Consider the following 13,556-nt stretch of genomic DNA (forward strand, 5'->3'; position numbering starts at 1 on the left):
TATTGGTTATATTTAATTTGAATCATCTCTTACTATAAAGTTATAAAAATTTATAATAAGAGATGTCTCCAAATACCTATCACTTTTTTGTATCATTTCCATTTAAGAAATGAATTAATTATTTATTCTATTCTTTGCAACAATCTTTCTTAATGATCCGTTTAGGCTCTGCCAGCTAAGGCCTTTTTAGCATATTCTTCTGTCAAATCATCATTTGCTTTTTTTACTATACCCGGTAATAAGAAAGCATCTACAAGTACCCATACACCCACTACCAGTAAAAATATCCAGCCTATGAAAAACGCAAGTGTTATCCAACCTAGCACACTTAATACCAGTAACGTAATTCCACTACCTTTTCGTCCTAAATACATTCTATGTATCCCTAAAGAACTTAAGAAAAACCAAAGAAGGTACGAAACTCCAACACTTTTTTTATTATTAGCAACTTCTGAGTTTACTAACATTTTTTCTTCATTAGATAATTGACTATACATTTTATATTACCCCTTTAAGTTTTATTGTACTTCCAATGTTTTTAATAGCGCATCATAATCATCTTCATATTCATCTGATTCTATCATTACGACAGTTGCTTTAAATGGAATGACTTCTTCAAAATCTTCTTTATCTGAATCATAAGAATAACTAGTATCAACTGTTAAATCATAAGTAACTTCATATTCATATGCATCAACTTGCTGTACTTCTTTAACCTCCGTGTTATAAAGCACAGACGATATAGTTTCATCATCATAGCTTTTTATTGCGTTACTATAGAGCGTTTGATAGATCTCATTCTGTTCACCATCAACCATCCACTCTGCTAGCTCTTCTTTATACGAGTCGTCATATTCATCACCATAATAAGATAAATTTTCGGTCAATTGATAGATTGTATACATAAATTCCTGAGCTGCATACTCATCCACTAATACCAAATCGATGTAATAGCTCTCATCATAGTCCAGAAGTTCAAATTGAGCAGATTCAAGTGTTTCATTAGTAAATTCTTTTTTGATACTTAGATAACTATTCTCATTCCAAGAAAGAGGACCAAACGATCCTTCGCCTTCTTCTAATTGACCAATTTGCTTGTCGTTCAAATAAACTATGCCATCTGTTAGGTTCGAAGTAACATCAATATTCACACCGGATAGAGATAGATCAACATAATTCATACCATCTTCACCGCTAAAGAAAACCTCTTGTTCATTTACCAATGGTGAACCATACTGTTCGATAGATGATACAAACGTATATCTTCCAGGAGACAGCGGTCCGACTTTTTGTGTATATTCTGAACGATCGGCTGTTCCAATTTCATTCCCATTTAACGTAATCACTGCTTCTTCCATATTAGTACTTAATTCCGCATAAACAGGATTAATCATCATTTCGTAGTGATTAAAAAATAATAAATCTTTACCATCTTTTTTCAAATATATATCATAAGAAGGATCTTCAGATTCATATTCATTTTTCATACGAGTGGATAACAAATGTACATATTCTTTATCTTCCTTTACGTAATCCGCATAAGGTTGTAAATTTTCTTCTATCAACTCAAAATTCAAGTCTTCAGTAGAGATAGCTTTCGCAATCTTTGTTGCATCTCCAGTATTAATTATTTCAATATAGCGATTTACTTGGTTTTCTTTTGAATAATAATTTTTAGCAAAAGCAAATCCTCCGGCAAGTAAAAGAATAATTACAGTAATAACAATAATTCCAATTTTTTGTACTTTCGTGAATTTTTTTATTTTTGTTGTAACTTTAGATAAATCGACTTTATTACTAGTTTTTCCGGATACATGAACTTCCTCACCTTTTTGTTTATTTGATGGTTCAGTTCCTAATAAATGGCCACATTTTTCACAAAACTTCGCACTATCTTCATTTACACAACTACATTTTTCACATATCATTTTTATACTCTCCCTTAAATCAACCTAAAATAAAGAATCCATAACAATATCTTCTACTATTGTCATCATTGCGGCTGCACCGATTCTAGCAACTATAAACCAGACAATAAATAATACTAAGGCAGCTATGATTCCAATATAATACTTATCTATTTTTACGAGTGTCTCACTTTTGTAAATATAGTTTACAAATGCGAAAACCGAAACGACAAGCGATAGCAGATATAGAATACTTATAAGAACTGCAAACTCTTCACTTGAAATAAGTGAAAGAATCAGGATAATTCCTTGTAGGACTATTAGAGCAGTAAAAAAACCTCCATATTGTGTAGTTGTTGCAAGAAAAGAATCATTAGATTTATAAGCAACTTTTTTCACACCATGTACAACAAACACAGAAAGGAAATTAAATAGAACTAAAGCAATTAATAATCCTAAAAGAGTTCCAAAATCGATTGAAACATATTGATAACTATAGCTATCTAATGATAGAAACCATAAGCTTATTACTTGTATTAAACTAAGTAACACAAAATGAATCACACCATTGATAGATGCTGTTTCATGAAAACTTTCTGAGGGTTTTACTAAAGTAGTTTTAAAATACGAAAAATAGCCATTTGACATTTTTGAAAGTTTTTCTTTATCTATATTGATAGAACTTAAGTTAATTACTTGTTCGCTTTTAGATGAATCAACTTGTTGATTTGGTACCCCTTCAGTAGCTGTAATTGCACCACAACTATTACAAAATTTTGAACCCTCTTTTACTTCTTTTCCACAGTTTGAACAATACTTCATTCTTTTATTCCTCCAAAATTAATGTATTTTAATAAACGAATATAAAATGAAAATTTTTCAAGTTATAGCTATCATTGATTATGAAATGTCCTTTATCCTAACTTTAAATCAACTTAAAATTAACTTCCTTTCATTTAATTTTTCAAAAAACATTGTATGTAATATTAATTTACCTATTTCTTAAAAATTGATTTTCATAGTGAATTTATACCGTCATTATTTATATCGGTCACATACAACTAAATATTAATAGTGTTATTTAATTTATATTCATTAATATAAAAAGTTATGAAAAAAATATATTAAACTTTTAGGCTGTTGTGCTTTTTCAGAGAGTGTAAAATATTTTGTGTAAATGAAAAAATTCATACAAAAAAGGAAGTCCCTTCTGTAGAATAAAGTTAACGACAACCAATTCACAGAAAAGAGGACTTCCCTATGAATGATTTTACTACAGAAATTGTGCAAACTCTAGTCAATAAAGGCGATTTAAATGAATTATTCCGTTCGCACTTAGAAAAAGCGATAAACACACTCCTACGGACTGAATTAACGGCTTTTTTAGATTACGAAAAATATGATCGCACTGGTTTTAATTCAGGTAATTCGAGAAACGGTTCTTACTTTCGATCAATCAAAACCGAATATGGTGAATTAACATTGGAAATACCTAGAGATCGTAATGGTGAGTTTAAACAACAAACTTTACCAGCCTACAAAAGAACAAACGATACATTGGAAACCACTATTATCCATTTATTCGAAAAAGGTGTTACGATGTCTGAAATTGCTGATTTAATCGAAAAAATGTATGGGCATCACTATACTCCACAAACCATGTCCAACATGACTAAAGTTCTGACTGAAGAAGTAAACGCCTTTAAATCCAGAGCCTTAAATGATAAGTACGTCGCTATTTTTATGGACGCTACTTATATATTCCATTAAAACGCCAAACCGTATCCAAAGAAGCGATTTATATTGCCATTGGTATACGAGAAGACGGCACTAAAGAAGTACTGAGTTATGCGATTGCTCCGACTGAATCAACATACGTTTGGAATGAGCTGCTACAGGATATTAACTCCAGAGGAGTTCAAGAAGTCTTGCTTTTTATTACGGATGGCTTAAAAGGCATGAAAGATACCATCCAACAAATTTATCCTAAAGCAAAATATCAGCATTGTTGTATCCATGTATCTCGTAATATTGCTCATAAAGTACGTGTCAAAGACCGAAAAGAAATCTGTGATGACTTTAAGGCTGTTTATCAAGCTAACTCAAAGGAAGAAGCGAATACATTCTTATCCTGTATGATTGAGAAATGGAAGAAAAATTATCCTAAAGTGACGCAGTCACTCATAGAAAACCAAGATTTATTGACTTTTTATGAGTTTCCACCCAGTATTCGTAGAACCATTTACTCAACCAATCTAATCGAGTCTTTCAATAAGCAAATTAAAAAGTACAGCCGCAGAAAAGAGCAGTTTCAAAATGAAGAATCCCTAGAACGCTTTCTAGTCAGCATTTTTGATACATACAATCAAAAATTTCTAAACAGAAGCCATAAAGGTTTCCAACAAGTAACCGATACATTAGTTTCAATGTTTACTGAGTAACTAATTATTTTGCAGAAGGACGATTTATTTACACAAAATTATTGACGCTCCCCTTTTTCATAACAAACTAAAAGTACATTAGTGAGTTGATTGACTCTCTAATGTACTTTTACTAATTTATTATTCATTTAATATATTTCTTATTATTTTAATATATTTGCATCATTCTTTAGCTGATCAACCGAGTTCTTTAACCATTCTAGACCATCTTTTAATTTCTCACTTGAACAACCTAAATTCATCCTCAAAAAATATTGTCCTTCTTCTCCATAAATCGAGCCCTCCATAATAGCGATTGCACCAATAATAACTAATGCTTGCTGAATCTCATTCATATTAAAAGGAAGTCCGCTTATCAAGCCAAGCTAGAAATGTTGATTCTGGAATAGTAAATTTGATTTCTGGAATGTTTTGTTTCAAGTAATCAAAAGTAAAATTCATATTTTCAGTAATGTACGTATTTAATCCATCCACCCATTCTTGGCAGTCATTGTACCCAGCTATGACCTTTCTATTCCCATTATGCTGGCTGAAGATAATCCATCTCTATTTTTTAGTATGTCTAAAAATCATTTTGCAATTCCATATCTGGGATCAACGCCTAGGATCCTATCAACCCAGAAGTATTAAATGTTTTACTAGTCGATGTACAAATAGCAATATTTGTTAATTTTTCAGCTGTCCCTACAATTGGTTTAGGACTAAATACCATTTCGTTTCAGATCCTTGCAAAACTCCAAAAATCAAAAAATCTAAAATACCACCATCTGAATTTCCAATTTTCACAGTCAATAAAGCCATCACCATAAATCCTAAACCAGTCATAATCACATGGAACAAGTAAAGAAGTGGTGAGACAAATAAAAATAAGAACTCAATTGGTTCAGTAATCCCTGTGACAAAAGTTGCTAGAACTCCTGAAATCAACAATCCTTTACTCTTAGATCTCTTTTCTGGTCTAGCTGTTTTATACATCGCTAAAGCAACAGCTGGCAAACCAAACATGAAGGTTGCCATTTTACCTTGCGGTAAAAATGCTGTAGCACTTGGACTAATGTCCATGCCATTTTGTAACTGAGCATAAAATATATTTAGAGCGCCTAAGACCGTATTTCCATCAACAATTTGTGTCCCACCAGCTTCTGTAAATCTAATCATTGAAACAAGTATGTGATGCAAGCCTTTTGGCAGTAAAAGCCTTTCTCCAGCTCCAAAGAGGAATGGACCAAAAACTCCTGATCTTTGAATCAAGTTTCCGATTCCAGTAATCGCTGCACCGAATATAGGTCAAATTAAAGGCAATAACAAACCTACTACATCTAAAACGATTGAAGTAATGATTGGAACGAATCTAGCTCCTCCAAAAAATGCAAAAGTGTCAGGAAGCTGAATCTCAGAAAAATGTTTGTGCAATGATGAGACTATGATCCCAACAATAATCCCTCCAAGTACACCCATTTCAAGAGTTTGAATTCCCATTACCATAACTTGTCCAGCTTCTCTCAAAGCTTCAGGGTTAGATAAAAATTAATGGATAAATTCATAATGATGTAACCAACTAATCCTAAAAAAGCCGCAACCCCTTTATGGTGTCTAGCTAATCCTAAAGGAATGTCCATCGCAAACAACACAGGCAAATAAGTAAAAGCAAAACCACTAATCGTTGAAAGAAACCTAAAAAAAGGCATGCTCTCTATTGTTGTAGCACTGGTAAATGAAATCCAAATCCCTAAAATCAGACCCATAAATGCAAATAATGCTACTGGAAACATAAAAGTCTTTCATAATCCTTGAAAAAATTACCATAAACTCCCCTTACCTTTTCCCATCTTCTTATCTCCTTTACTATATATTTATAACTCTAAGTTAATGTTTTATAATTTATATAGCGAGCGTTTTCGTTGATTCGAAAAGAGTTACATTTAATGTAAGGAGATCCATCAATTTCAAACGTTAACATTCTTTTACTTTTTTTACTTAACATATTCAAATATGATTAAATCCATTAACAAGTTGATCGTAAATCTGGAACTCATATCAATATAATCATAATAAAAGCTTTCAGAATAAACTATTAGTGTAAGACCAGCTAGCTTTTCTAAATAGTGTTTTGTGTAACAGAATATCCTTTTTTATCAACTGCTTTATCAAAACTAACTTAACTAAGTAATTTATTTGATAATTCAGTAACTTAATATTAGTTTTTTTAAGCTTAAATACCTCATATCCTAAATCTGTTTCACAGGTACCTTTTTCATTACTCTATGGTTTTAAAGTTAATAACTGTCTACATTATCTAAAAAATTTTGATAGACTGAGCATCTTATGTCTTTCCTAAGACTTGAGTTTTTACCATCGTTAATTTGTCCGTAAAAGTCAATTCTCTTGCCTTATACTAAGAGCGATAGTAAGTCGGAAAAATGCAACTCATTTGTTGTAAACAAGTGAGTTCCACCTCTGGATTAGTTGTTATGAATTTAATTATACAGGAAAATTAATTTTTTATTTAGACAAAAACAAATGACGTTAATGAGATTTTCTCACTACCATCATTTATTGTACAGCCTATTTAAGTGAATTTCATCCTATCAGAGAGTAAAATAATACTATTTTTTTTGCTGAATAATTTATATTAGCTTTGTTAATATAAAATGTTTGCTACCATCAACAGTAATCCTTTTAATAATTCCAATCATATAATTTAATAAACAAATGGTCACTACTGTAACCTTCCAAATTCAATAATTTCATTATCGTAATTGTAATATGTTATTTGTCCTCATTTCTTTAATTTAATTATAAATATATTTTTTAATACGATTAAAGGACAATAAAATATCATTCTTTTTTAGCAATAGATAAAAAGAAATTGCTATTAAATATATTAGGAATCCAGCCATTGCTGGTAATTGCCATCCAATTAAGACAAACAATATAGTTAGTATAATTTCATAGAAAATGTCTTTGGTTACTTTTACTCCTAATATTTTAGACAAATACAATTCAGCAACTATACTTCGTATTGAAATGACTACTAAAATTGTTAGTATCGCAGCATTAAGATTTTTAAAAATTATAGTAGTAAATAATGTAGCAACTATACTAATTAATAAAATTATAATATTAATCAGCATCATATACTTTTCTTTTCTTAAAGTTTTTAAATAGGTATTAATAAGGAGACCCATTTTCCCTTCGTAGATACTTATTGGAAAAAGTAATGCCATATAAGTTAAACTATCTGCATAATTTGGTAACCAATTTGATAACATTACCTTTATAGGAAAGTATAACAATAAAATTCCAAATAATATTGTCATAAGTAAATCTTTAATAACAGAATACAATTCGGGCAAAGATTCTTGATTAAGTTTTCTTAAAATCGGAAAAATAACAATTCCAATTGCATTAATAAATATCATTAATAGATTTGAAACACTAAGCGTAAGTGAAATTTTCCCGAACGTTGCAACATCCCATGAATACTCGATACCGAATCGAACAACTCCAATAATCAACATGCTTGCAATATTTGCAAACATTAATTTTATTCCTACACTAATATTTTCTATTGCTTCAGTTATACCAACAACGAAAGAATTAAGTTTGTGAAATACAATATCTTTACAAATATATATTGCATAAATTAAAGATATAATTTTCCCTATCAAATCTGCAAAAATCATGATTTTATATTCTCTTATTCCTAAAAATAAGAACATCAAAATTAACATTATGTATGATACCCTACTTAAAATGTTAATATGGGCATAGTACTTAATACGATTGGTTGCTTGAAGTGTTAGTAAAAGAATTGAAAGTACATTAACTATAAACAAATTTAGTGCTACCATATTAAAAATAAATACTTTATCACTATTTGTAATCATCATAACAGATGCTATTGAAATTATCATTGCAATTAATAATTGAAAACAAATCATTAAATAAAATTGTGAGGAGAAAGTTTTCTTATCTAGAGCATTGTAATTTTCTCCACCATATCTCAAATAAATACCATCACTCCAACCCAAATGCAAGAAACCAACATAAGAAGAGTAGAATATGTATAACTGCCAATATCCATACTCTTCTATGCCTAAGATTTTAGGAATAATTAAAACAACAAGCGTTGAAATAATTAAAGAAATTAAATTAGAAATAATTGTATAAGAGAAGTTTTTTAAAAAAAGTGTTGCTTTATTTCCCAATATCATACCCTCTCACATTATATTATTTTACAATCATTACTTCATAAAATTTTATTAATTACAATGACCAGTAACTATAACCTTTTTCTTTAAGTTCTTTTTTATCCAAAATACTCTTGGTGTCAATTAAAATTTTGTTCTCATTTTCAAAATCACCATACAATGAATCTATTTTTTCCCAACTCATATTTTTAAATGCATCATGTGCAACTGCCAATACTAAGCAATCAATATCTTTAACATCTTTAATATCTATTAAATCAATACCGTATTCTTGTCTTGCTTCATCAGCATCAGCTTCAGGATCAACAATAATTGGATTGATTCCATACTCTTTAAGATTATCAATAATATCCACTACTTTTGAGTTTCTAGTATCAGGCGTATTTTCCTTAAAAGTCATACCAAATATAACAACTTTAGATTTTCTAACAACTTTATTAGCTAAGATAAGTTTTTTTATTATTGCTTCAGCAACAAATTTACCCATACCATCGTTAATTTTTCTGCCTGATAAAATTATTTGACTATGATACCCTAACTTTTCTGCTTCATAAATAAAGTAATATGGGTCAATACCAATACAATGTCCACCAACAAGACCAGGATAAAATTCAAGAGCATTCCATTTAGTATTCATTGCATCTATAACTTCTTTTGTATCAATTTCCATACGGTCAAATACCATTGCAAGCTCATTCATAAAAGCAATGTTAATATCACGTTGACTATTTTCCACTACTTTAGCAGCTTCTGCTACTTTAATTGAACCAGCTCTATGGACACCAGCTTCGATTATTAACTCATATACTTTTGCAATCTCATCAAGACTTTCGTCATCTATTCCAGAAACTATTTTAATAATATTTTCTAATTTATGTACTTTATCACCAGGATTAATGCGTTCTGGAGAGTAGCCTACCTTAAAATCAATACCACATTTTAATCCAGATTCTTTTTCCAATATTGGGATGCATATATCCTCAGTAACACCAGGATATACAGTAGATTCATAAACAACAAAGGAACCTTTAACTAAGTTTCGCCCAACTAACTTACTTGCCCCTTCAACTGGTGAAAGGTTAGGTGTTTTATCTGAATTAATTGGTGTTGGTACTGCAATAATATGAAATTTAGCTTCTTTTAAACTATTTTCTTCAGAAGTAAACTTAACGGTAGTTTCCTTTATTACATTATCACCTACTTCATTAGTTGGATCTATGCCAGACTTGTATAACTCAATTTTTTTTTCATTAAGATCAAAACCTATTACATCCACTTTTTTTGCAAACGCAACTGCAAGTGGCATTCCAACATAACCTAATCCAACAATTGCAATTTTTTCTTTTTTATTAAATAAATCATAATATAAATTCATTAATTTTACCTCTTTCATTTTTATTTTTCTAGTTAAAAGATAAATATTTGTTATAAACTAATATTTTTATGCCTATAAATTCTTAATACAAAGTATGGAAATGCATATAAAAATCTAGATATTTTTTCCATATAAGGTTTATCCAAATATTGATGAGGAAATAATTCTAAAATACTATAATTAAAATCTGAAATCGCAAAAATAATTTTTAATAATAATGGTATTTTTCTTCCATTATAGTATTTGTCACTTTGCTTCATATAACTATACATTTTAGATTTCACATATAAATGGTTTTTTGCCTTTAAAGTTGCATTAGTTCCTCGCATTCTAACCTGAGACAATGCCTCAGGTATTACACCCACTGAATAATAAGCTGCAAGCTGACTCCACAAAAAACCATCTTGTCCAAATCTCATTTTTTCTGAAAATCTTTTCTTGGGATTTTCTAATGCCATTCTTTTAACCATAACGGTAGGTGTTGCAATAGGATTATACGCAAAACAATCTGGAAAAATCATTCCATCATAATTTCTATTATCTACTAACTCTTTTTTTCCATTTTCATAAAATTTAAAATATGAACTATGTGACCATGTAAAATCATATTTCCTCATAAACTCTAATTGAATACTTAATTTATCATTTACAAATAAATCATCTGAATCAAGAAATGCAATATAATCTCCTACTGCTTTAGAAATGCCGTTATTTCTGGCTTTCCCAGGACCTTGATTAGTTTGTCTAATTATTTTTATATGCTTTTTATTTCTAATTATTTTATTGAGATCTATTTTTTCCTTAGACCCATCATCAACAATAATAATTTCAAATGATAAATTATCTTTTTCATTAATACTGTTAATTGCATCATATAACCACTCTACTTTATTGTAAAAAGGTATAATAACACTTATATCCATTTTTTTACCACCTTAACATATCTTTAATAACAAGTAAAAATTTAATTTATAATACTATCTATTATTTTTTCACTGATGAATTTAGGGGTTGCTTTAAAAAAAATTTGCTCAACTTCGTCAAAAGAAACATTATTAGCTTTATTCACTTCAAAAAAATTAATTATTTGATTGATTTTATATTCATTACTACCTTCATCCTGTTTTACACAGTAACCCAGATTATATTCTTTAAGTAACGAAATTATTCTATCTTCTTCTGAAGTATAGAAATGAATTATAGGTTTACCGCACGACATGTATTCAAATATTTTACTTGGAATTAGTGAAACATCAGTATTGCCAATTGATAGAAGAATATTACTTTCCATAATTTTGGACAATGCGATATCACTTTGAACTTGACCATGATTGAAAATGTTTTGTGGATACTTTATATGATATTCATTAAGTTCCTTATCACAATTTCCAAGAACATAAAAATGAAATCTGAATTTTTTATTTTTTTCTAATATCTTAGAAATAATTTTTAAAGTTTTGAAAGGAGGCCTTACTTTTTTGTCAAGTACACCAGTGTATATAATATCAATAAAATTGCTATTACTTTCTATTTTTTTATCAAGTAATTTTGGAGCATAATTTATAATTAAAGGATGTTCAATATGCACAAGCTTTTCACTGAATTTACTAAAATGATTTTCCATATGATCAATCCAAGAATCAACATAAAAAACTTTTTCAGCATCTTTAATTATTTCTTCTTCTAGTGCTAAATGTTTTTTATACTTTAGATTTTTATTTAAATTATTTCTGTGTAGAGTAGGACTATCGCTATATTTATCAAACAATAGTGGAATAACCTTAATATTTTTGTTATATTTTTTTTTGTAAGTTTGAGAAGCAATAATTGCCTCAAATGGATAACAAGTAGGTATTATTATATCAACATTTTTTAAGCTAGATAAAACTCGTAAGTATTCTTTTGTTAATGATTTTTGGATAGTTGTACTTCCACTAATTATTTTAAGATAATCTAATGTTCTCAATGTTAGCATCTTTACTGAGTTTATAGTATTTATAAATAATTTGTCATTATGATTAAATTTATTAATTTCATCTCTTTGTTTCATATCTTTAGTTCTTACTCTCATTACTTTGTGACCATCAAATATATCCTCCTCAGATAAGCCACTCATGTTCATATTAGATAATACTATTACCTCATGCTCATTTTTCATTTCAGTTACAAGGTTATAAATACATTTCCCTATAGCTGAAAAATATGGGTAATAACTATTTGTTATAAAAACTATTTTCAATGTTATCACCTTTTCCTAATCAAAATATTAATTCTTTTTTTAAACAAATTTATATTTTTTTCTAAAGTTCCAATAAAACAATAAGACCCAAAATGTTATAAAAGTTGTAGGGTAAGATAATACTTGGTTATTAGCTGGAATATATATAATTATTAATGTTGTCAAACAAAGTAATATCAGTGCTATTGAATCGTTATTTACTAACACATTTTTATATGTTATTCCAAATAAGTATCCTATTAAAAACATAATTATGATTACACCAAAGAAATGAACATCATTTGCAACCCACACATAAAAACTATGCCAATTAACATATGGATCCCATCCAAAAATACTCATTCTATATTGATACGTTTGTTCATATAAATTTAATCCAAATAACTCATTAATATTTTCTATTAGAAACATAGAATTGCCAATACCAAACATAGGTTGAAACTTTAAGTCTAAGGCTAAAGAAAAAGCATAATATCCCTGAGTCAAATATGATGTCAAATAAATTAACGTAGGTTTTAAATTGTCAGGGGTTAATTTCATTAAAAAAGAATCATGATTTATAGTAACATTACCATTACCGCTACTATAATCCGACCAATTCTGATTTACTCTGTCACCAACATTATTAGAAAAAAACAGCATTCCTATAACAAGCATTATTACCATAATAATGCTAAATCTATATTTTTTTAAATCAAAAAATTTTTTTCTATTATCAATAATTCTACTACGCATATGTTTTGTAACTATCACCACCAATAAAATAACAATTAAATCGATGATTCCTTTGCTTGTTCCAGTTGCTACCCATCTAGCTAATTCAAAAAATAAACTAAAAACTACAATAATTTTATATTTTAAATCAAGACTTTTAAAATAATAAAAAGATAGTGGCAAAGTAGGCCACATAATTGGAGAAGTTAGTACAGAAAAATATGTAAAATAAGAACCACCAAATTTATCTGCATTAAATTTCATTTGATATTGACTTGAAGGATTTTGAATACCATTAACAAAAGATTCTAGTACTGTGCTAATTGAGAACGAGCTAAGTCCAACTGTATGCATAAAATTAAAAATAGTATAAATCAAATTGATAACTATCATAAATGATAAAATTTTTTTTATATTCTTTTTTTCAAGTTTTTTTATAGATATTTCTTTTTTTATCCCAATTAAATAACCTATTCCAAAAAAAAGTTGGAAAAGAAATATTAGAAAATAAAATAAAACTGGTCTATGAGTGGGCCACTCCCATGGTCCTAATCTATACAATATTACTACTACTATTAAGTACATTTGAACCATTAACATAGGAAAAACAAGAATATTTCTATGAATATATACTTTGGATTCCATCGTTTTTTTGTTTTCCATTAA

At 28.8% G+C, this 13,556-nt stretch carries 9 protein-coding genes and 2 pseudogenes; 1 reads left to right on the forward strand and 10 read right to left on the reverse strand.

What is annotated here, in order from left to right; all coding sequences use genetic code 11:
* Positions 1–161: 161 nt before the first annotated feature.
* From BR65_RS04545 to BR65_RS04555, 3 genes are read right to left on the reverse strand one after another with little or no spacing between them, the layout of a single operon-like run.
* Positions 162–497 carry a TM2 domain-containing protein gene (locus BR65_RS04545; protein ID WP_211251484.1) on the reverse strand — a complete coding sequence of 112 codons (336 nt, stop codon included), beginning with the start codon at positions 495–497 and terminating at the stop codon, positions 162–164.
* A gap of 21 nt (positions 498–518) precedes the next feature.
* The gene (locus BR65_RS04550) at positions 519–1,928 is read right to left on the reverse strand and encodes a zinc ribbon domain-containing protein (protein ID WP_034536973.1); all 1,410 of its coding nucleotides are present in this window, start codon (positions 1,926–1,928) and stop codon (positions 519–521) included.
* 24 nt (positions 1,929–1,952) lie between these two features.
* A complete protein-coding gene (locus BR65_RS04555; RefSeq protein ID WP_034536975.1) occupies positions 1,953–2,729 on the reverse strand; it encodes a zinc ribbon domain-containing protein in 777 nt (258 codons plus the stop codon).
* Between the two features lie 438 nt (positions 2,730–3,167).
* Here BR65_RS04555 and BR65_RS04560 point away from each other — a divergent pair.
* Positions 3,168–4,348 (forward strand): annotated as a pseudogene (locus BR65_RS04560) (IS256-like element ISEf1 family transposase).
* A 143-nt stretch (positions 4,349–4,491) separates the two neighbouring features.
* Here BR65_RS04560 and BR65_RS13445 read toward each other — a convergent pair.
* The 7 genes and pseudogenes from BR65_RS13445 to BR65_RS04595 form a co-directional block, all read right to left on the reverse strand.
* Entirely contained in the window at positions 4,492–4,683 is a 192-nt protein-coding gene (locus BR65_RS13445) for a hypothetical protein (protein ID WP_051932645.1), read from the reverse strand.
* A gap of 361 nt (positions 4,684–5,044) precedes the next feature.
* Positions 5,045–6,120, reverse strand: a pseudogene (locus BR65_RS04570) (PTS transporter subunit EIIC); the annotation flags it as partial.
* 1,020 nt (positions 6,121–7,140) lie between these two features.
* Complete coding sequence (locus BR65_RS04575; RefSeq protein WP_034536977.1) at positions 7,141–8,565, reverse strand: oligosaccharide flippase family protein; 1,425 nt, start codon at positions 8,563–8,565, stop codon at positions 7,141–7,143.
* Between the two features lie 52 nt (positions 8,566–8,617).
* Positions 8,618–9,937, reverse strand: a complete 1,320-nt coding sequence (locus tag BR65_RS04580; protein ID WP_034536979.1) for a nucleotide sugar dehydrogenase — start codon at positions 9,935–9,937, stop codon at positions 8,618–8,620.
* Between the two features lie 50 nt (positions 9,938–9,987).
* Entirely contained in the window at positions 9,988–10,860 is an 873-nt protein-coding gene (locus BR65_RS04585; protein ID WP_051932649.1) for a glycosyltransferase family 2 protein, read from the reverse strand.
* Positions 10,861–10,901: 41 nt separating this feature from the next.
* A complete protein-coding gene (locus tag BR65_RS04590; RefSeq protein ID WP_034536980.1) occupies positions 10,902–12,176 on the reverse strand; it encodes a glycosyltransferase family protein in 1,275 nt (424 codons plus the stop codon).
* Positions 12,177–12,215: 39 nt separating this feature from the next.
* Positions 12,216–13,553: a hypothetical protein gene (locus BR65_RS04595; protein ID WP_034536981.1), complete on the reverse strand. Its 1,338-nt coding sequence runs from the start codon at positions 13,551–13,553 to the stop codon at positions 12,216–12,218.
* Positions 13,554–13,556 lie beyond the last annotated feature (3 nt).

This window comes from Carnobacterium inhibens subsp. inhibens DSM 13024 (assembly GCF_000746825.1).
Classification (GTDB): Bacteria; Bacillota; Bacilli; order Lactobacillales; family Carnobacteriaceae; genus Carnobacterium_B; species Carnobacterium_B inhibens.